An 18,054-nucleotide genomic window follows, 5' to 3' on the forward strand; every position below is an offset into this window, starting at 1 on the left:
CTTCTTTACAAAAGAGTAAATTAGACTAAAAATTTGATAATGTAGAATTTATTCTACACCAATATTCATAATGTACTACGTTGTTTTTTCTTTAAGAATGCTAAATTTGCTGAGTATTTCTCTACTTAAATTATAGCTAGAAGAAATAATCTAATGAATTTATTTCATCAGATAAAATTAAAAGAAAACCCCAAATCTCTTTTAACATTATAGCATTTGTAATTGAAAGTTAGGACACTACACTCAATTAGTTCTATGGTGATTTTTTTATTTTATAATCTAAGTTATTTTTTATTTTGGCCTATATGTTTTGTCTCAATTAAAAAATAACAACAAATTTCATTTATTTGGAAAAATTAAAATTTGAACACAGAAAAGCAGTTCATTACACCTTATTGTCCAGTATTATATTTTTACAAGTTATGGCTATAGTAACTTGGTATAATGAAACCAAGTTGTCTAATGCTTTTGATACTATAGCGGCATCTAATAAAGCGCTGAAATACACTAGCCTTGTAAACAATTCATTGATTAAATCTCAAGGTTATTTCAACAATTATATCAATAATAGAGATGAGGCTTCTTTAAAAAACTATACTATTACTTTAAATGAAATGGGACGTTTGATGGATAGTCTCCATCTCGCTTCTTCAGAAGATAAAGATTTTAAGAAAATCCTAAAAGAGAAAGATAAAACCGAATCCGAAATCTTGAGAATCAAAGTCGCTATTGATTCTATTATTGACAATCAAATAAGTCAAAACCAAGATGGATTTCCAAGACTGTTTAAGTTTGCTCCCTTCGAATCTAAGAAGTTTTTAGACAATGTTAAAACCGATTCCTATATAAAGGTAGACACTGCCTCTCGTAAGGGACTGTTTTCAAGATTAGCAGATGCTTTTGCAGGGAGAATTAATATTCAGAAAGAATACTTGAATACTGTAGTTACCATGCGTTATAAAGACAAAGTATCTACAGGTAATATGGAAGAACAATTGGCCAACACCCTTTTGATTAGCAATAAATATTACGAAAACGAATTCAACACTCTAAAAAAGTCCTTCTCAAATTTAAGGAAAAGTGATTTGAAGTTGATGAAACTCAATAATGAATTATTAGCCTTGAGCGATAAAGTTAAGTCGACTTATAACACTAGTAACTTGTTGCAAGACGATAATCAGAAAAATATTGAAGATCAATACCATACTAATAAAATGGTTAGAAGCTATAGTATTATTTTGTTGATACTATTAATGCTGGTGGTTTCCGTTATCCTGTTTAACTTCACTCGTATTGCTTTTGAATATGAAAAATAGATTAACTACTGCACAAGAAAAAATACGCCAAAACCTAGACTTTAAAAACAGAATTACCGGAATGATTAGCCATGAAATTCGTTCCCCTTTAAGTATTATCGGGTTATATAGCAAAAAAGCTCGAGCGAATGTTAAAGACGAGGAATTGAAAGAAACCTTTAAGTCAATAGAATTTACGACCAACTCCTTATTGTTATTATCTAATCAAATTTTGGAATATTCAAAAGAGGACACACATCAATTGGTGTTGAAATGTAAAAAAGTACATTTGAAAGATGAATTAAATCATATTCTTTCTTCTATGTCTTCATTGGCTGAAGCCAAAGGCAATCAACTGCAAATAGAATCCAATTTAAAATCGGATAGTGTTGTATATACCGATGTGGCTAAGATTCATCAGCTATTCTATAATATAATCGGAAACGCTAATAAGTTTACCGACAAAGGTTGGATTAAAGTAGCTCTAGATTTCAAACCTATTTCTGGTTTTGAAAACAATTTAGCAGTAATCATTTCAGATAATGGAGTTGGAATATCAGAAAACGATTTGAAAAATATATTTGAGTCGTATTATCAAGGAACGGTTTCAGAAAAAGTTACTAATTTAGGCGTAGGTTTAGGATTGAATATCTGTAAAGAGATTGTGGAATTATTCGATGGAGAAATTACAGTAACCAGTGAACAAGGCAAAGGAACCCATGTTACTTTCAATTTAATTCTTACGCAAGTCTAAGCCTAATAAACAAACTAATTGCCAAATCTTCTCTCAATGAAGTTAACAAACAACTATACTTTTTTAATTGCTGATGATCATAGTGTGGTGCGTCAAGGAATTTCATTAGTAATCAAAGAACTCTTTTTAAATGCCAAAATCCATACCGCAGGGACTTTTAAAGAAACCCTTAAAGTAGTTAAAGAAACCAAGTTAGATTTGTTAGTCTTAGACATCAACTTCCCCGATGGCAATAGTATCAATATTATTCCGGAAGTAAAAAGCCTTCAGCCCGACATTAAGATTCTGATTTTTACTGCTTATGATGAATCTATTTATGCGATGCGGTATTTAAATGCTGGAGCTTCTGGTTTTTTAAACAAAGGTTGCTCGGAAGACGAGATTAAAAACGCTGTTAAAAGCATGATTACTTCGGGCAAGTATGTTACACAAACCATTAAAGACCGAATATTAGATTCCTACATCTCCAAAACGCCAATCAATCCGCTTGAAAAACTATCGATACGAGAAGTAGAAGTCGCACGCTTATTAATCAAAGGTTATGGCAATTTAGAAATATCTGACTTACTTCAGATCAAGAAAACGACAGTCAGCACCTTTAAAAACCGTGTTTTTGAAAAATTGGAAATCGACAACTTAGCCGCTTTAATTGAGTTGTTCCAATTGTACTTCGAGGAGAATAAGTAATGTAAGCTATTGTAATCTATTTGGTTATAAAAAATACGATTCCTTTAGTTTCCATTTCACTGCATTGTCAGACGCTTTTTCTATTCCTTTTTTTACCCATTTTTCGCCCTTTTTATTGTAGAAACAATTCTACAAAATGAATTTTAATGTTCTACAAGTTATTGATTTCATTGAATTTATATTTGTGATAGGATAATGTAATTCAAAATAGCATACTATATAATTTGATGGAAAAGACCAATAGCTGTATCGCTCCTGCCAAAGAATTAGATTTGGTTGAAAAGCTAACTACTTGTAGAGAGCTTAATAGTAGGTTATTGAATTTATTTTATACTATGTCTCACAATTTAAATGCCCACACGGGAAATATTAAGTTATTGCTTGATATCATTGATTTTGAGGATGATCCTACTGAAACGAAAGAAGCCTTAGGGCATTTAAGAACAGTTTCTGATAATTTGAATAACACCATTGCCGATTTGTTCAAGATAGTGAGTGTGGAGAGTAATAAGAATATTGCAAAAGAGTCTTTGAATTTGAATCAATATATAGATAAAGTCAGCCAAATTATTTCAGGGTATAAGAATGAAAATCACATCACCTTTATCAATAAGGTACCTACTAATGCCTATGTGAATTTCAATTCGGCTTATTTGGAAAGCGTGCTGTTAAATTTTGCAACAAACGCCATTAAGTATGCACACCAAGATCGATTACCTCAAGTAGAATTTGACTTTTATCTTGAAAACGAATACCAAGTCTTAGCCATAAAAGATAACGGAATTGGAATTGATTTAGAACGCCATGGAAATGCTTTATTCGGATTGTATAAAACGTTTCATAAGCATGAAAATGCCAATGGGTTTGGGTTATACATTTCAAAATACCAAATAGAAGCTATGAATGGTAAAGTTACCGTGGATAGCGAAGTAGGAGTAGGGACAACGTTCAAAATATATTTTAGGGATTAATTGCAAAAAAAGAAAGAAGAACACTAAACAAAGGAAGTTATGGGAAGATTTATAATCACCAAAAGAACTAATGGCGAATTTCAATTCAATTTGAAAGCCAATAACGGAATGGTAATTCTTACTAGTGAAGGCTACACTACAAAAGCGAATTGCGAGAAGGGTATCGAATCGGTAAAACGATTTTCATATGACAGTAGTTTGTTTCGTAAAAACAAATCGGTCAATGGCAAGTATTACTTTACCCTATTAGCCAGTAATGGACAAATTATTGGTACCAGTCAAATGTATGGAAGTGATTTTGCTTGTGATAAAGGTATTGCCTCTATAAAAAGTAATGCCCCTGAAGCTACTGTAGAAGACAAATCTAACAAACGAATTTTTATTACTGAAATGACGAATAACTATGCAATAAAAGAATCGTCACTGTAACTATACTTACTACTGCTAACACCCCAAATGTGTTTTCTAGGTAAGCAGCTTGTATAAATTATTACTATTTTGATTTAGGGGAAATTACATTTATTTATCAAGCATACCAAAGGATATTGAGACTGTCCTCTGCTTACCTAGTTAACTTTTTTTGGCTCAAAACTACCAGAATGTGAACCCCGATTAGAACCTATTAATCGGGGTTTTAAAAAAAAGAAAACCATCAGATATTCTTTGATTTATCTCATAATTAGCAGTGCGTTAACCAAATAAAGATATTCTCAAAAAATAACTGTATTTTTTACTGAAATTCTTTTTGCAAAATCAAAAAGGTTACTATATTTGCAACCGCATTAAGAAATTGATGCCCGACTTATTGGAGAAATGGCAGAGTGGTCGATTGCGGCAGTCTTGAAAACTGTTGACTGTAACAGGTCCGGGGGTTCGAATCCCTCTTTCTCCGCAAAGGAAACCCGAAACGAAAGTTTCGGGTTTTTTTATATCCCCAAAGCACCAAAAGTTCACTTTTGAGGGCTTTAGGGATATAAAAAAAGCAAGGACTTTGAAAAAGTCGTTACGGTTTCCTTTGCAAGGTTCACCTTCGGGGATCAACATAGTTAATCCCTTATATACAAGTTCACTTTTGAGGGCTTTAGGGATATAAAAAAAGCAAGGACTTTGAAAAAGTCGTTACGGTTTCCTTTGCAAGGTTCACCTTCGGGGATCAACATAGTTAATCCCTTATATACAAGTTCCTTTTTGAGGGCTTTAGGGATATAAAAAAAGCAAGGGCTTTGAAAAAGTCGTTACGGTTTCCTTTGCAAGGTTCACCCCAGGGGATCAACAGAATTAATCCCTTTTACTTAATCTTAAGTAGCTATTCACTTCGTTTTTACCCCAACTTTCGCTGATTTGAGGTCAGCTTTCGTTGATTTGAGGGTAACTTTCGTTGATTTGACCCCAACTTTCGTTGATTTGAGGGTAACTTTCGTTGATTTGACCCCAACTTTCGTCGATTTAAGGTCAGCTTTCGTTGATTTGAGGTCAGCTTTCGTTGATTTGACCCCAACTTTCGTTGATTTGAGGTCAGCTTTCGTTGATTTGAGGGTAACTTTCTTTGATTTGACCCCAACTTTCGTTGATTTGAGGTCAGCTTTCGTTGATTTGAGGGTAACTTTCGTTGATTTGACCCCAACTTTCGTTGATTTGAGGGTAACTTTCGTTGATTTGACCCCAACTTTCGTCGATTTAAGGTCAGCTTTCGTTGATTTGAGGTCAGCTTTCGTTGATTTGACCCCAACTTTCGTTGATTTGAGGTCAGCTTTCGTTGATTTGAGGGTAACTTTCTTTGATTTGACCCCAACTTTCGTTGATTTGAGGTCAGCTTTCGTTGATTTGACCCCAACTTTCGTTGATTTGACCCCAACTTTCGTCGATTTGAGGGTAACTTTCGTTGATTTGACCCCAGCTTTCGTCGATTTGAGGGTAACTTTCGTTGATTTGGCCCCAACTTTCGTCGATTTAAGGTCAGCTTTCGTTGATTTGACCCTAACTTTCGTTAATTTTTACTTGAAAATCGTTGATTTGAAGGTAACTTTTGATGATTAGAAGACCGCTAAAGGTGAATTTACACTCTTTTTTATATATTTGAAAGAGTTACTTATACCAAGAAGTTGTATAACTTGAGTACATTTACTAGTTAGCACCAATTACTCAGCGTGAAACTGAAACTGAATCTTATGAAAAATTTATCTTTAATAGTATTTTCATTATTGCTAAATCAAGGCTTAACTGCTCAAATCCATATTGAGACAATAAGTATCTCAAAAGACAAAGACACTATCATTGGTTTTGTAATTAATTCAGATAGCCGAAAAATGATGACAAATTTGGCCCATTTAATTGAAGAGAAAAATTACGATGAAGTTAAAAAACTTTTGCTTTCTAAAAACAAGGCTAAAAAGTTTTTGGCTGCTGTAGAGTGTAACAAATTGCAATCACAAAGAAAAATGACATTGACTTATGACGAAAAAATGGAAATCAAAAAAATATATAGCTTAAATGAAATTGATTATGCATGCTTTGGATGTAGACATACGTCTGAAAAATCAATAAAAATTTATGTATTCAGTAAAGACAAGAAAAAGCTTAGAGGAAAAATTGATATTTGGTTGAATAAAAATTTGGTATAACAACTGGTGCTAACAGCGGTTTGCAGCAATGGCTGGTTCCGATTTTCCTTAAACGGAAAATCGACAGCCGGAAATTTTCATATCTTTACACTTGTCCGTTCAACTTGCCGCCACTGCGTCAAGCCGCGGAACGTTAAAACCCGTGAAGCTGCTGAGCAATATGTAAAAGAAGATCCTTTTATACTAGAAGGTATTGTAAAATCTGTTACCATAAAGGAATGGCATGATTCCCTGCTGCCTGAATAATCTCGCTCTAATTCCGCATCTTAACAATCTTATCTTGATTTAGAATTTTTAAGATACTGCCTCTTTTTTCAATCAAACCTTCATTTTTAAATTCCGTTAAAGTGCGGCTAACGGTTTCAGAAGCGGTGCCGGATAAGGCAGCAAGATCATCTCTTGTGATGCAGACGCTTTCATTACTTTGTTTTTTTACTAAGCGCAAAATAGCTTCGGCAATTCGCTTTCTTACGGATTGGTAGGCCAGTTGCAAAAGATAGGCATCTTTATTCCGAATTTCATTAGATAAGATTTTGAGAAATTTTTCGGCAACATCAGGATACAACCGCAACATCTCATCAAATTGGGCTTTAGGGAAAAAGCACAAATGAGTGTCTTCAAGTGCGGTGGCGGTATCGTCATAAGACATATTCGAAAGGATAATGTTGGTCCCCAAAAAATCATCAGGCTCATAAATACCCGTAATGAGTTCCCTTCCTTCTTCAGTCATTTTGATAGTCTTAATTTTTCCAGAAAGTACTAAGTAAATCCCAGTAGCATTATCTCCTTCATAATGCACCACCTGATTTTTCTTGAACAACCTGCTTTTACGTTCATCAATGATTTTTTTTAATTCGGTCAGGCCTTTATTTTTTGATATAAGATGATCTAACTGTTCTAAGGATTTGCTGTAAAAATCATGTTGCAGTACTTTTTTCTTCAGTCGGATTTCAATAGCATTTAAAAGTTCTAATCGGCCAAAGGGTTTAGTAAGATAATCATCGGCTCCCATTTCCATGCCTTTGCGTATATCAAGTCGGTCTGATTTAGAAGTTGTGAATATAAAGGGAATATTAACGGTTTCTTGATTTTTAGAGAGGAGATACAACACGCCATAACCATCCAGTTCAGGCATCATGATATCACACAGAATGATATCGGGAATAGTTTTTATAGCTTTTTCAACCCCTTCTTTGCCATTTTGAGCTACGATAACTTCGTATCTGGCCAATTCAAGGATTTCTACAATGTTGTCTCTTATTTCGTTGTTGTCTTCTATTAGTAATACTTTGCTCATTTCATCGAAAAGGTTAGTGTAAATTGGGTTCCTTCATTTACAATACTACTATAGGAAATACATCCATTCATCAGCGCAATATATCGGGCAACTATATTCAAACCCAATCCAGTACCAGGAATATTACCCGTATTGTGTGCTCTGAAAAAAGGTTCAAATAAATGGTTTTGATCTTCTTGTGGAATGCCAATCCCTTCATCTTTTACAGTTATAATACAATTGGTATCGTTAATTTCGGTGGTGAACTCTATGCGAGAAGTATCATTAGAGTATTTTATAGCATTGGTAATTAAATTGATGATACTGTTCTTAAGTAAATTAGCATCCAGATGCATTAGTTTTTGAGTTCCATTATGAGTGAAGTGTATTTGCTGCTGACCTTTGGCAAGTAATTGCATTTCTTCTGTAATCTCCTCTCCTAACTTCTTCAAGTCAAAATAAGTGATGTTAGTTTTCACTCGACCTATTTCTAATTGTTCTATGTATAAGAAATCATTGAGGACCGTAGTCAAGTTGGTTACAGCATTAATGATTTTGCCAGCATGTTTGGTAATATTAGCGTTCTCCAGAGGCTCGGCATATTTTTCAATAAGAGAAGCGGATAACTGAGCCGTGCTTAAAGGAGTGCGGAACTCATGAGAAGCCATCGATAAAAATCGGTTTTTAAGTTTACTAAGAGTTTTTTCTTTTTCTAAAGTGGCACTTACTTTCTCTTTTGATTTTTCGAGGGCTTTTATCGTATCATTTAAGGTTTTGGTTCGGAGTTCCACCAATTCTTCCAAATGAGAAGCATAGTTTTTTAGGCGTTCTTCATCGGCTTTTTGTTGGCTAAGGTCATGAATGAATCCGGCATAAATCTTTCGACCGGCATAATGAACTTCGCTCACACCAAGTTTAAAAGGAAATTGGTAACCCTCTTTAGTTCTTCCTTTAAGTTCTCTTGCTTTTTCTATAAAGGGGCTATCAACCGTTGTTTTATATCGGCTAGAGAAGTAATCGCGTGATGGCCAATCGAGAGATGGAATTAGTAAAGCTATATTATTTCCTAAAACTTCTTGTTCAGAATATCCGAAGAGTACACAAGCTGTTGGATTAATACTTTCTACAGTTCCAAAATCATCAGTAGTGATAATACCGTCAATGGCATTATACACTATGGCATTAAGTAGAGCAGCTTTTTCCATAACTATTTTGGGTTAATGAGCGTTAGTGTTATGTAAATTTCGACTGTTTAGGCTTGTGCAGCTTTATATAATTCTTTTAATATATTATAGAATTCATTCATTTTCTTTTTTTTATATGTCAACGGTCTTATTAATTAATGATAGATATCATATAAAGTAATGGTGGTACTCATTTTAATCTGACACGACTTGTTTCAACTTTGCATGGATACAGGATTTACTTGATCAGAATCAATAAAAACAAATGAGAACACTATTTGCTCTAATAGCGCTAACGGCAATCACTACCTCAATCCTTATGAATACGATTGGGAAAAAAGTAAAACGATTGTATGCAGCCAACTCAAACACACACTAACTTTTATAAATCACTAATAACAAAGACATGAAAATACTGATTGTACTAACCTCCCATGATACTTTAGGGACTACCAGTGGGAAAACTGGTTTTTGGATTGAAGAATTTGCAGCACCTTACTATGTTCTTTTAGATGCTGGTGCGACTATTACCATTGCGTCACCAAAAGGAGGGCAGCCTCCAGTTGATCCTAAAAGCGAAGCGAAAGAAGCGCAGACGGCAGATACTGAGAGATTCTACAAAGACAAAACAGCAATTGATCTTGTCGCACATTCCCTAAAATTAAGTGATTTAGATCAAGCCGACTACGATGGGGTATTTTATCCTGGAGGTCATGGTCCGTTATGGGATTTGGCTAATGACAAAGATTCTATTCACTTGATAGAAGGTTTTTATAATCATCAAAAGCCAATTGCTTTCGTATGTCATGCGCCCGCTGCTTTAGTTAATGTAAAAGCCAAAAACGGTCAGCCTTTAGTAAAAGGAAAACACCTAACTAGTTTTTCGAATACGGAAGAGGAGGCCGTGAAGTTAACTAAAGTGGTTCCCTTTTTACTGGAAGATGAGCTTTCCAAACAGGGCGCTCATTATAGCAAAGGAAATGACTGGGAATCCTATGTAAAACAAGATGGATTACTGATTACAGGACAAAATCCAGCTTCTTCCGCTGCGGTAGCAAAATTGCTATTAGAAACACTAAATGACAAAAAAGAGAAATAAAGATATTTATATTGGAGTAGGACTGAGAGTGAATTTTATAAGTAGGCTACGGCTAAAACTTTCAGTTCTGTATTTAGGGTATACATTCTAGGCACTCCAGTTGACATATTCACTTTTGCAATGGCTTCTGGGCTGATGTTTTCCAGATACATCATCAAGGATCGTAAACTGTTACCATGTGCCACAATTAATACATTTTGACCAGCTCTTAATTTGGGTTCTATTTCGGTTTTGTAATAGGGTACGGTTCTTGCAAAAGTGGCGGCTAAACTTTCACCATCGGGTGGACTAACAGCATAACTTCTTCTCCATATTTCAACTTGTGCTTCTCCATATTTCTTTGTCGTTTCTTCTTTGTTAAGCCCCTGTAAACTGCCATACATTCTTTCATTCAAGGCAGCGTTTTTTATGACAGGAATATTTGTTTGTGTTATTACTTCTAGAATAATTCGTAAACTTTCCTGAGCTCTTATAAGCATTGAAGTATAAGCCCTATCAAAAGAGTACTCTTTGAGTTTTTCTCCAGTTTGTTTTGCTTCCTCTTCTCCTAGTGGTGTGAGACCAATATCGACAGTGCCAGTAAAACGGTTTTCTAAGTTATAAACTGATTGTCCGTGACGAACCAAAACTAATAGGGACATAGTACATAAGTTGATGATGGAAACAAAGTTACATCATAATTTGCCATTTGATTGTGAGTCTTATTGATAGTAAAGATGATAAGGCTCACTTTCTACGTTGCTGTCAAATAAGTGTTGTATGTCACTTATTCTGGTGATATCTGTCATTCGCTCTTTTTTATAGATGTCGGAAATTTGTATCAAATAATTAAAAGGCTGTCTCAATAGTTGGGTTGGCTATTCCAAAACATTTAATAAACAAGATTATGAAATCAAGTTCAAAAAAGATTGCTGCCGAAATTACTTCTGCACTTAAAGAAGCCACTTTGGTAAAATCAAGCGGAAAAAAAATAATGAGAAGAATTGATGAAACGGCTAAAAGATTGGCAAAGAAAATCAATAAAAGGATAGACTCAGCAACAGGTAAAACTCAAAAGAACAACCTAAAGAAAGAAGTAAAAAAAGCTGAAAAAGTAGCTAAAAAAGTTGCTGCCGAAAATGCTCTTGAGGAAACTAAATAGAAAATAATCCCATGACTGCAATAAGCACTCAGGTAATTTGGCTTTTTTTATTGGCATTGCCCATTGCTTGTGTTGCTTGGACAGTTACTCAAGAAGAAGTATTTAGGGAACCTAGAGAGTTTTGTGTCAAGCATAGCAAGCAGGGAAAGTCGATAGTAAAACGAAAATTATTTTACCTCTTTACCTGCGAGTATTGTTTTAGCCACTATGTTACCATAGTGGTTCTTATTACAACAGGATACCAATTATTGATACCCGATTGGAGAGGTTATTTGATAGCTGGATTTTCTTTGGTATGGATTGCCAATCTTTATATGAGTTTGTTTGGGTTGCTAAGACAAGGTATCAAAATGGAGAAAACAGAAATTGCGGAGATAGAAAAAGAAATTAATGATAAATAATGCGTTTCTAAAAGCATTATAATTCAACCTTTTAAAATAAAAAAAAAACAATTACTAAATCATTTTACTGGCAGGATGCCATCATATGAGAAATAAAGCATTAGTAATGAAAACGGTTCAAATAGTTCTATTTTAATATGGAAGAAGATCTTAGGCACTTAGAATTTCTTGCCATTAACTCTAAAGAGATTATTGAGAAGCAAGTCGACTCCTATCGGCAACAACATTCTTATGCTGGAACCATTATTGGTTTTACGGTATTGTTTATTCCGTTTTTCTTAAATAGTTTGAATGGTGCTTACCGGATATTTCAATACATCTCGATTGCTTCCATTGCCTTATTCATCAGTTCCATACTTTTGATGTTAAGCATTTTTAGGGGTAAACCTCTAGACCAAGCATTATCTCCAGAAAAATATCAAACCCTAATCAAGAAATCCTATAAAGAAGTCTTACTCTTTGAAATCGAAGCCAACAAAGCTTCTTACATCAAAAACAGCGCAGCCACCATCAAAGGAAATAAAAGGTATTTACAAGGTGTTAGTTTGACAACGATTGCTATTTTAATTGCTATTGTATTGTTGTTAACCAATTCATTTATTGCCATAGAAAAAGTACCAACAAAAGTGCAAGTGGTTGCTCCCACTAAAAAAGCAAGCAAAGTAAATTAATCAATGGACAAAAACAACGCTGTTGCATTAATTGGTGCTGTTGATTTTGATGATCGATAAAGCCTTCTATTCACAACTAAAAACGCTTAACAACCAAGCTTTCAATTCATATCTTTTTTTCAAAGTGTGAATCATATAATTTTAAAAAAGAATTTTAGAATCCTTTCCTAACTGAATATATTGAATTTTGCCAAACAAATAATGCAAATGAAATAGTGCTTTGGTATTTTTTATGTCAATAGCTATTCATACAATTCAAAATGAAAAATTATAAAGAAAGAGTTTTACAAGGAATCGTGTTAATTGTTGTCATTGGCACAACATTCAACTATTTGGATGGCAAATCTCAAGTTAGTAAAAAAATCGTACTGCAAAGAAACGATGTTGCCTACGATAGAAGAAGAAGCGAAGAAGCAGCTCAATTTTTATTGGATGCATCCGAAATTAACTTAGAACAAATTAGTTTAGGGAAATTAGCACAACAAAAAGGAAATAAGAAAGAGACTAAAGTCTTAGGAAAAAGGATGGAAAGGGATTATGCAAATTCCAATAATGTATTGAATTCATTACTTAAAACAAAAAGCATAACACTTCCTACATCGCAAACCGAAATGGGATTGAAAGCTTATCAAAAGCTAAACCATCAGTCAGGAATTAATTTTGATAGAACCTACACGGCTATGATGATAAGTCAACATCAATTTGCTATATCCTTATTTGAAACAGCCTCTTCAGAATGTCTTGATCCAGAAATCAAAGCATGGGCAGGCTCAACACTTCCCACTCTAAAAACCAATCTCGAGCTGGCTTTAAAATGTCAAAAGGAATGCAATGCAATAAATTAGGTATAACAATAGAGGTTAGAGAATTCATCAACTTTTATAGAGGGTTACAAAAAAAAACAATAATTAAAACAAGTAAAAAACAATAAAAATGGAAAATGAAAAAACAGTCGAAGTGTTAAATACACTAATCACAATCAATAACGATAGAATTGAAGGATATGAAACGGCCTCCAAAGAAACAGAAGAACAAGATTTGAAAAACTTGTTTGGGCAATTTATTGCTACTAGTCAAAAATGCAGGCAAGAATTAGTACTAGAAGTGGCTGCACTTGATGGAGAAATTGCAGAAGGTACCTTAACCTCGGGCAAATTCTTCCGAGTTTGGATGGATGTAAAAGCAGCGCTTACAGGAAAAGACAGGAAAGCGATTCTTAATTCCTGCGAATACGGAGAAGATGCTGCACTTGCCACTTATAAAGAAGCCCTTGAAGATTATACAGGACTTTTAAATACCAAACAGCAATCGATGATAAGTCACCAACAATCATTAATAAAAGCAGATCACAATAAAGTAAAAGCAATGCGTGATGCTTTAGTAGAAATTTAGTTGCTATTTACTTTCATTTTAGGATAAACGCTATTGCAATTACGTAAAAGGATTGCAATAGTTGGGTATCACGAGAGGTAGCTTACTTAGAATTAAAATAAAAATTATGTGGAAAGAAGAAAACAATCAATTGCAACGAAGCTTTCAGTTTAACGACTTTATAGAAGCTTTTACTTTTATGACCCGAGTGGCTTTTGCCGCCGAAAAAATGAACCATCATCCCAATTGGAGTAACGAATACAACAAAGTTGATATAGCCCTTTTTACTCATGATGCCAAGGACAAGATTACCGAAAAAGATCATTCACTAGCGAAACTAATAGACACCATTTATGCTAACCAATAGTTTTATAAGAGGTGTTGAAACACCTTCCCCCGAAAATACAATCTTACCTCATATCGCTATTATCTCCTCTAGTGTTAGAAATAACCGAAAGAGTCATTTTGTATCCTTGTATTTTCAAAATTATTTGACAAACAGTTGTTTAGCTACGAATGAAATTCTGGATTTGAAAAAATACGCTTTTCCTGTTTTTGAAGATAAACTAAGTACGATGGTAAATCCTTCCGAACAAGTTATAGAATTTGCCGATAAGATTAAATCAGCCAATGGTATAATCATAGTTACCCCCGAATATAATGGTGGTTATCCCGCTAGCTTGAAAAATGTAATCGATTTGTTATTAGAAGAATGGCATCACAAACCTGTGGGCATAGTAACCGTTTCGGATGGCGCCTTTGGTGGCTCTCAAGTGTTAGTGTCGTTGCAATTTACCCTTTGGAAAATGAAAGCAATTACCATCCCAGCTATCTTTTCTGTACCAAATGTGGATAAACAGTATACTGAAAATGGAGTTGCTATTGAAAAAGAAACTACCGATAAACTGGCTGCTGTTTTTATATCAGAATTGCTATCCGTTGTCAAATCCTATTCTAAAAATGGTTAGAAAACCCATACATTGTGCTTTAATAACGGATATAAATCTTATTTGACTTGTTGGTGTAAGTTTTAAATAATTTGGACCGCATAATTAACACTCAAACAGTTGTAAATCATTGATTTTTAGCGTAACTTTAAGGATGTTTCTTCTAATTTACATTACTAAAAAAATATTACAATGGAATTTATAGATTATTATAAAATTCTCGAAGTCCCCAAAACCGCTACAGAAGCCGATATTAAAAAAGCGTATCGCAAATTGGCTCGTAAATTCCATCCAGATGTTAGTCCGAATGACAAGAATGCTGAAAAGAAATTTAAGGAAATCAATGAAGCCAATGAAGTATTAAGTCATCCCGAAAACCGTAAAAAATACGATAAGTACGGTAAAGACTGGCAACATGCGGAGGAGTTTGAAAAAGCTGGATATAATCCCAACCAACAACAAAGTACAGGAAGACAACAACAATCGGCAGATTTCTCAGATGATTTTTCCGATTACTTTCAGTCCATGTTTGGTAATGCAGGAGGAGGAAGAGGTAGGGAAGTCAGATACCGAGGACAAGACCTTACTGCCGAATTACGTCTAACTTTAAAAGACGTTTATCAAACCCAAAAACAAACTTTAACAGTCAATCATAAAAGTATTAGAATTACTATTCCTGCTGGAGTGGAAAACGGACAAATTATAAAGATTCCAGGTCACGGTGCTCCAGGTGCCAATGGCGGACCTAATGGCGACTTATATATAACTTTCTCAATTGTCGATACTCCTCCTTTTAAAAGAGATGGTAATAATCTGTATACCAATGTTGATTTAGACCTATACACAGCTGTATTAGGAGGTGATATGGTGGTCAATACTTTTGATGGTAAAGTAAAATTGAAAGTCCCACCCGAAACCCAAACGGGTACTAAAGTAAAATTAAAAGGAAAAGGATTCCCCCTTTATAAAACGGAAGGTCAGTACGGAGATTTATACATCACGTATACAATTAAAACTCCTACTAATCTGACCGAAAAGGAGAAAGAATTATTTGTTGAACTTTCAAAATTAAGAAACGATGAATAGTGACGATTTAATAGTAATTGACTTGTTTTGTTTGCACCACGGAATAGAGGTAGATTTTATTTTTGAGCTACAAAGTCAGGGTATGATTGACATTGTAGAACGAGAAGAAAAGAAATATTTCTCGGTGGCTCAATTGGTTTCTATTGAAAAAATAATCCGATTGCATTACGACCTCAATATTAATCTAGAAGGGATTGATGTGATTATGAATTTACTCCATCAAATGGAAGAGTACCAAAGACAACTGCAAATCGCCAAGAACAAGTTAGCTTTTTTTGAAGAGGAGTAACTGATTTTTTTGACTACGAAATGCCCTTATATCAAATCATCTGTTTTTTTCTATAATGTAACTTTTATCATATTTTACGCAAACCATTAGTTGTAATTTTGCTTTAAAACAGATTAATTATAATTTAAAATTACAAGTAAAATGTTCAAAATACTCAATAAAATGTTTTCTACTAAAGGAGATATTAATTTAGCTCAAATAGTAAATGATGGCGCTTTTTTGGTAGACGTGCGTTCGGCTGACGAATTTGCTCAAGGTCATTTAAAAGGGTCAGTCAACATTCCCTTAAATCAAATCCCTAACTTTTTATCAAAATTTAAAGGCAAAAAAAATATTGTGGTATTTTGTAAAAGTGGAGGCAGAAGTAATCAAGCCAAATATATTTTAGAACACAATGGATTTACAAATGTGTATAATGGCGGTACTTGGGAGAATGTGGAATCTCTTTTAAACAAGTAAAAATATAAATCATGAAAAAAAATATGGGGACAGTCGACAGACTAATCCGTGTGTTAATCGCGGTTGTAATAGCAATTTTGTATTTAACTAATGTTATAAGCGGTGTTCTGGCTTTAGTGTTAGTAGGATTGGCTATCATCTTTGTTATGACTAGTTTGCTTAGTTTTTGTCCATTATATGCTCTATTACGTATTAACACTTGTTATAAAAAATAAAGATGACTAATTCCTTTCAAGAGATTATCAATTCAGACAAACCAGTTTTACTCGACTTTTTTGCTACTTGGTGTGGTCCTTGCCAAATGTTAGCTCCCGTACTCAAGAACGTAAAAGATAGTTTAGGCGATCGCATTACTATCATAAAAATTGATGTCGATAAGAATCAAGAACTAGCCTCAAAATACCAAATTCGTGGCGTTCCTACGATGATGTTATTCCAAAACGGCAAATCATTATGGAGGCAATCCGGAGTTTTAACCAAAGAACAGCTAACTGAGATTATTTTGCAAAAAACCAATTAATAAGTTGTAAATTCACTTTATGAAACAACTAAAATCTACTCTAATCATTATTTCATTGTTACTAATCCAATCCACATTCGCATGTGAATGTGATTCTAAAGGCGATTTTTTGAAAGTGGCCAACAAAACACCATTTGTGGCATTAGTAAAAGTGACTAAATATTTAACCTTCAAAGACATTTATAAAGAGAAAATGCCCATGTCAATGGAAGTTGAAGTTAAAGCAATATACAAGGGAAAAGAAACTCGAAAAAAAATTACCGTTTGGGGCGACAACGGAATATTATGCAGACCCTATCTTTCAAAATTCAAAATAGGCAACTATTACGTGATTGCTTTTTATAATGGTGAGGGAGGCTCAAGAGGATTCGGAAGTAGTGAGAAAACAACAGATTATTGTATTTCAGTTTGTGGCGAATATTGGTTGGATGCCAACAAAAAAAACAAAACGGCAGTAAGTTCCACTACTGAATACCAAACGCATTTTAATCTGAAAGAGTTAAAGTCTAAGCTTGCTATACATTAAAAACAAAAGCCAATCATTTCTATAACAATTGGCTTTTTATACAAACACTAAGTGGTATTTTAATTCCCCATTCGGATAAGCTTATTTCTTTCCGTGATAATTATCTTCTTACCCGTAAGTTCTATCAATCCCAATTTGTTGAATTCAGACAAAAGTCGGATACACGATTCAGTAGCGGTGCCTATCATTCCGGCAATTTCTTCTCGAGAAAGTTGCAATTTAAGAGAGCCATCTTCTTGTTTTCCAAAATTATCTTCTAAATAAATTAAAGTCAGTGCCAATCTTTCTTTTACTGATTTTTGCGCCATATTGACCATAATATCATCCGCGTCTTTTAAGTCTCCACAGATGGTCTTCATCACATTCATCGAAAATTTATTGTTGCTATCAAAGAAACCAAGGATTTCATTTTTAGGGATGAAACACACTTGCATGTCTTCAAGGGCTACCGCAGTTAAGTTGGCTGGCTCATCGCTAATCATAGAACGTTGCCCTAATAATTCTCCTTTTTTTACCAATTTTACGATTTGGTCTTTTCCATTCGGACTCAATTTCGACATTTTACAAACGCCATCTTTCACACAAAAAACCCCGTGAATGGTTTCGCCCTCTTCAAAAATGGTTTCGCCTTTACGAACTATTTTAGAAGTTTTACAATCGGCAATTTTAAGTAATTCGTCTTTGTTTAAAGCTTTTAGAGAACTTAATTCCCTAACGATACACTGTTCACACTTACTCATAAATTAGGATATTATA

General features: G+C 34.1%; 25 protein-coding genes and 1 tRNA gene. 22 read left to right on the forward strand and 4 right to left on the reverse strand.

Features of this window, described 5'->3' with window-relative positions; translation table 11 throughout:
- The first annotated feature begins 347 nt into the window (after nucleotides 1-347).
- The 8 genes from OLM53_RS14110 to OLM53_RS14145 all read left to right on the forward strand — a co-directional run bounded on the left by OLM53_RS14110 (nucleotide 348) and on the right by OLM53_RS14145 (nucleotide 6,328).
- Nucleotides 348-1,316, forward strand: a complete 969-nt coding sequence (locus OLM53_RS14110) for a hypothetical protein (protein WP_264520867.1) — start codon at nucleotides 348-350, stop codon at nucleotides 1,314-1,316.
- The gene (locus OLM53_RS14115; RefSeq protein ID WP_264520868.1) at nucleotides 1,306-2,049 is read left to right on the forward strand and encodes a sensor histidine kinase; all 744 of its coding nucleotides are present in this window, start codon (nucleotides 1,306-1,308) and stop codon (nucleotides 2,047-2,049) included. Before OLM53_RS14110 ends, OLM53_RS14115 begins: the two co-directional genes overlap by 11 nt.
- 36 nt (nucleotides 2,050-2,085) lie before the next feature.
- Entirely contained in the window at nucleotides 2,086-2,736 is a 651-nt protein-coding gene (locus OLM53_RS14120) for a response regulator transcription factor (protein ID WP_264520869.1), read from the forward strand.
- Between the two features lie 227 nt (nucleotides 2,737-2,963).
- Nucleotides 2,964-3,707, forward strand: a complete 744-nt coding sequence (locus tag OLM53_RS14125) for a sensor histidine kinase (RefSeq protein ID WP_264520870.1) — start codon at nucleotides 2,964-2,966, stop codon at nucleotides 3,705-3,707.
- Nucleotides 3,708-3,746: 39 nt separating this feature from the next.
- On the forward strand, nucleotides 3,747-4,136 hold the full coding sequence (locus OLM53_RS14130) for a YegP family protein (protein ID WP_264520871.1): 390 nt from the start codon (nucleotides 3,747-3,749) through the stop codon (nucleotides 4,134-4,136).
- Between the two features lie 378 nt (nucleotides 4,137-4,514).
- Nucleotides 4,515-4,599: transfer RNA gene (locus OLM53_RS14135), tRNA-Ser, on the forward strand.
- A 449-nt stretch (nucleotides 4,600-5,048) separates the two neighbouring features.
- On the forward strand, nucleotides 5,049-5,744 hold the full coding sequence (locus tag OLM53_RS14140) for a hypothetical protein (RefSeq protein ID WP_264520872.1): 696 nt from the start codon (nucleotides 5,049-5,051) through the stop codon (nucleotides 5,742-5,744).
- A 131-nt stretch (nucleotides 5,745-5,875) separates the two neighbouring features.
- Nucleotides 5,876-6,328 carry a hypothetical protein gene (locus tag OLM53_RS14145; protein ID WP_264520873.1) on the forward strand — a complete coding sequence of 151 codons (453 nt, stop codon included), beginning with the start codon at nucleotides 5,876-5,878 and terminating at the stop codon, nucleotides 6,326-6,328.
- Nucleotides 6,329-6,581: 253 nt separating this feature from the next.
- Here the strand turns inward: OLM53_RS14145 and OLM53_RS14150 are convergent, their stop codons facing one another.
- The gene (locus OLM53_RS14150; protein WP_264520874.1) at nucleotides 6,582-7,625 is read right to left on the reverse strand and encodes a response regulator; all 1,044 of its coding nucleotides are present in this window, start codon (nucleotides 7,623-7,625) and stop codon (nucleotides 6,582-6,584) included.
- Nucleotides 7,622-8,809, reverse strand: coding sequence for a PAS domain-containing sensor histidine kinase (locus OLM53_RS14155; protein ID WP_264520875.1), 1,188 nt, complete (start codon nucleotides 8,807-8,809; stop codon nucleotides 7,622-7,624). The genes OLM53_RS14150 and OLM53_RS14155 overlap by 4 nt, the downstream gene beginning before the upstream one ends.
- Nucleotides 8,810-9,194: 385 nt before the next feature.
- Between OLM53_RS14155 and OLM53_RS14160 the strand changes: the two genes are divergently transcribed.
- Nucleotides 9,195-9,887, forward strand: a complete 693-nt coding sequence (locus OLM53_RS14160) for a type 1 glutamine amidotransferase domain-containing protein (RefSeq protein ID WP_264520876.1) — start codon at nucleotides 9,195-9,197, stop codon at nucleotides 9,885-9,887.
- Between the two features lie 35 nt (nucleotides 9,888-9,922).
- On the opposite strand, the gene OLM53_RS14165 is transcribed toward OLM53_RS14160, so the two are convergent.
- Nucleotides 9,923-10,528 carry a 2,3-bisphosphoglycerate-dependent phosphoglycerate mutase gene (locus OLM53_RS14165; protein ID WP_264520877.1) on the reverse strand — a complete coding sequence of 202 codons (606 nt, stop codon included), beginning with the start codon at nucleotides 10,526-10,528 and terminating at the stop codon, nucleotides 9,923-9,925.
- Between the two features lie 245 nt (nucleotides 10,529-10,773).
- Here OLM53_RS14165 and OLM53_RS14170 point away from each other — a divergent pair, with 245 nt between their 5' ends.
- From OLM53_RS14170 to OLM53_RS14230, 13 genes are all read left to right on the forward strand, one after another.
- Complete coding sequence (locus OLM53_RS14170; protein WP_264520878.1) at nucleotides 10,774-11,028, forward strand: hypothetical protein; 255 nt, start codon at nucleotides 10,774-10,776, stop codon at nucleotides 11,026-11,028.
- Between the two features lie 11 nt (nucleotides 11,029-11,039).
- Complete coding sequence (locus tag OLM53_RS14175; protein ID WP_264520879.1) at nucleotides 11,040-11,429, forward strand: hypothetical protein; 390 nt, start codon at nucleotides 11,040-11,042, stop codon at nucleotides 11,427-11,429.
- Nucleotides 11,430-11,566: 137 nt separating this feature from the next.
- On the forward strand, nucleotides 11,567-12,100 hold the full coding sequence (locus OLM53_RS14180; RefSeq protein ID WP_264520880.1) for a hypothetical protein: 534 nt from the start codon (nucleotides 11,567-11,569) through the stop codon (nucleotides 12,098-12,100).
- Nucleotides 12,101-12,360: 260 nt separating this feature from the next.
- Complete coding sequence (locus tag OLM53_RS14185; RefSeq protein WP_264520881.1) at nucleotides 12,361-12,945, forward strand: DUF4142 domain-containing protein; 585 nt, start codon at nucleotides 12,361-12,363, stop codon at nucleotides 12,943-12,945.
- A gap of 88 nt (nucleotides 12,946-13,033) precedes the next feature.
- Nucleotides 13,034-13,492 carry a ferritin-like domain-containing protein gene (locus tag OLM53_RS14190; RefSeq protein ID WP_264520882.1) on the forward strand — a complete coding sequence of 153 codons (459 nt, stop codon included), beginning with the start codon at nucleotides 13,034-13,036 and terminating at the stop codon, nucleotides 13,490-13,492.
- A gap of 106 nt (nucleotides 13,493-13,598) precedes the next feature.
- Nucleotides 13,599-13,838, forward strand: a complete 240-nt coding sequence (locus OLM53_RS14195; RefSeq protein ID WP_264520883.1) for a 4a-hydroxytetrahydrobiopterin dehydratase — start codon at nucleotides 13,599-13,601, stop codon at nucleotides 13,836-13,838.
- Entirely contained in the window at nucleotides 13,825-14,439 is a 615-nt protein-coding gene (locus tag OLM53_RS14200) for an NADPH-dependent FMN reductase (RefSeq protein ID WP_264520884.1), read from the forward strand. The genes OLM53_RS14195 and OLM53_RS14200 overlap by 14 nt, the downstream gene beginning before the upstream one ends.
- Before the next feature lie 171 nt (nucleotides 14,440-14,610).
- Nucleotides 14,611-15,504: a DnaJ C-terminal domain-containing protein gene (locus tag OLM53_RS14205; RefSeq protein WP_264520885.1), complete on the forward strand. Its 894-nt coding sequence runs from the start codon at nucleotides 14,611-14,613 to the stop codon at nucleotides 15,502-15,504.
- Nucleotides 15,497-15,793, forward strand: a complete 297-nt coding sequence (locus OLM53_RS14210) for a chaperone modulator CbpM (protein ID WP_264520886.1) — start codon at nucleotides 15,497-15,499, stop codon at nucleotides 15,791-15,793. The genes OLM53_RS14205 and OLM53_RS14210 overlap by 8 nt, the downstream gene beginning before the upstream one ends.
- A gap of 141 nt (nucleotides 15,794-15,934) precedes the next feature.
- Complete coding sequence (locus tag OLM53_RS14215) at nucleotides 15,935-16,252, forward strand: rhodanese-like domain-containing protein (protein ID WP_264520887.1); 318 nt, start codon at nucleotides 15,935-15,937, stop codon at nucleotides 16,250-16,252.
- Between the two features lie 23 nt (nucleotides 16,253-16,275).
- The gene (locus OLM53_RS14220; RefSeq protein ID WP_319799866.1) at nucleotides 16,276-16,467 is read left to right on the forward strand and encodes a DUF2892 domain-containing protein; all 192 of its coding nucleotides are present in this window, start codon (nucleotides 16,276-16,278) and stop codon (nucleotides 16,465-16,467) included.
- A gap of 2 nt (nucleotides 16,468-16,469) precedes the next feature.
- On the forward strand, nucleotides 16,470-16,772 hold the full coding sequence (gene trxA / locus OLM53_RS14225; RefSeq protein WP_264520889.1) for a thioredoxin: 303 nt from the start codon (nucleotides 16,470-16,472) through the stop codon (nucleotides 16,770-16,772).
- Nucleotides 16,773-16,791: 19 nt separating this feature from the next.
- The gene (locus tag OLM53_RS14230) at nucleotides 16,792-17,298 is read left to right on the forward strand and encodes a hypothetical protein (protein ID WP_264520890.1); all 507 of its coding nucleotides are present in this window, start codon (nucleotides 16,792-16,794) and stop codon (nucleotides 17,296-17,298) included.
- A gap of 59 nt (nucleotides 17,299-17,357) precedes the next feature.
- Here OLM53_RS14230 and OLM53_RS14235 read toward each other — a convergent pair whose 3' ends face one another.
- Nucleotides 17,358-18,038, reverse strand: coding sequence for a Crp/Fnr family transcriptional regulator (locus tag OLM53_RS14235; RefSeq protein WP_264520891.1), 681 nt, complete (start codon nucleotides 18,036-18,038; stop codon nucleotides 17,358-17,360).
- Nucleotides 18,039-18,054 lie beyond the last annotated feature (16 nt).

This window comes from Flavobacterium sp. N1994, assembly GCF_025947145.1.
GTDB lineage: Bacteria > Bacteroidota > Bacteroidia > Flavobacteriales > Flavobacteriaceae > Flavobacterium.

Bases quoted from the DNA above. Each gene is read 5' to 3' on its own strand.
- OLM53_RS14115 (WP_264520868.1), top strand. From the start codon at position 1,306: ATGAAAAATAGATTAACTACTGCACAAGAAAAAATACGCCAAAACCTA.
- OLM53_RS14120 (WP_264520869.1), top strand. From the start codon at position 2,086: ATGAAGTTAACAAACAACTATACTTTTTTAATTGCTGATGATCATAGT.
- OLM53_RS14125 (WP_264520870.1), top strand. From the start codon at position 2,964: ATGGAAAAGACCAATAGCTGTATCGCTCCTGCCAAAGAATTAGATTTG.
- OLM53_RS14130 (WP_264520871.1), top strand. From the start codon at position 3,747: ATGGGAAGATTTATAATCACCAAAAGAACTAATGGCGAATTTCAATTC.
- OLM53_RS14145 (WP_264520873.1), top strand. From the start codon at position 5,876: ATGAAAAATTTATCTTTAATAGTATTTTCATTATTGCTAAATCAAGGC.
- OLM53_RS14150 (WP_264520874.1), bottom strand. From the start codon at position 7,625: ATGAGCAAAGTATTACTAATAGAAGACAACAACGAAATAAGAGACAAC.
- OLM53_RS14155 (WP_264520875.1), bottom strand. From the start codon at position 8,809: ATGGAAAAAGCTGCTCTACTTAATGCCATAGTGTATAATGCCATTGAC.
- OLM53_RS14160 (WP_264520876.1), top strand. From the start codon at position 9,195: ATGAAAATACTGATTGTACTAACCTCCCATGATACTTTAGGGACTACC.
- OLM53_RS14165 (WP_264520877.1), bottom strand. From the start codon at position 10,528: ATGTCCCTATTAGTTTTGGTTCGTCACGGACAATCAGTTTATAACTTA.
- OLM53_RS14170 (WP_264520878.1), top strand. From the start codon at position 10,774: ATGAAATCAAGTTCAAAAAAGATTGCTGCCGAAATTACTTCTGCACTT.
- OLM53_RS14175 (WP_264520879.1), top strand. From the start codon at position 11,040: ATGACTGCAATAAGCACTCAGGTAATTTGGCTTTTTTTATTGGCATTG.
- OLM53_RS14180 (WP_264520880.1), top strand. From the start codon at position 11,567: ATGGAAGAAGATCTTAGGCACTTAGAATTTCTTGCCATTAACTCTAAA.
- OLM53_RS14185 (WP_264520881.1), top strand. From the start codon at position 12,361: ATGAAAAATTATAAAGAAAGAGTTTTACAAGGAATCGTGTTAATTGTT.
- OLM53_RS14190 (WP_264520882.1), top strand. From the start codon at position 13,034: ATGGAAAATGAAAAAACAGTCGAAGTGTTAAATACACTAATCACAATC.
- OLM53_RS14195 (WP_264520883.1), top strand. From the start codon at position 13,599: ATGTGGAAAGAAGAAAACAATCAATTGCAACGAAGCTTTCAGTTTAAC.
- OLM53_RS14200 (WP_264520884.1), top strand. From the start codon at position 13,825: ATGCTAACCAATAGTTTTATAAGAGGTGTTGAAACACCTTCCCCCGAA.
- OLM53_RS14205 (WP_264520885.1), top strand. From the start codon at position 14,611: ATGGAATTTATAGATTATTATAAAATTCTCGAAGTCCCCAAAACCGCT.
- OLM53_RS14210 (WP_264520886.1), top strand. From the start codon at position 15,497: ATGAATAGTGACGATTTAATAGTAATTGACTTGTTTTGTTTGCACCAC.
- OLM53_RS14215 (WP_264520887.1), top strand. From the start codon at position 15,935: ATGTTCAAAATACTCAATAAAATGTTTTCTACTAAAGGAGATATTAAT.
- OLM53_RS14220 (WP_319799866.1), top strand. From the start codon at position 16,276: ATGGGGACAGTCGACAGACTAATCCGTGTGTTAATCGCGGTTGTAATA.
- trxA (WP_264520889.1), top strand. From the start codon at position 16,470: ATGACTAATTCCTTTCAAGAGATTATCAATTCAGACAAACCAGTTTTA.
- OLM53_RS14230 (WP_264520890.1), top strand. From the start codon at position 16,792: ATGAAACAACTAAAATCTACTCTAATCATTATTTCATTGTTACTAATC.
- OLM53_RS14235 (WP_264520891.1), bottom strand. From the start codon at position 18,038: ATGAGTAAGTGTGAACAGTGTATCGTTAGGGAATTAAGTTCTCTAAAA.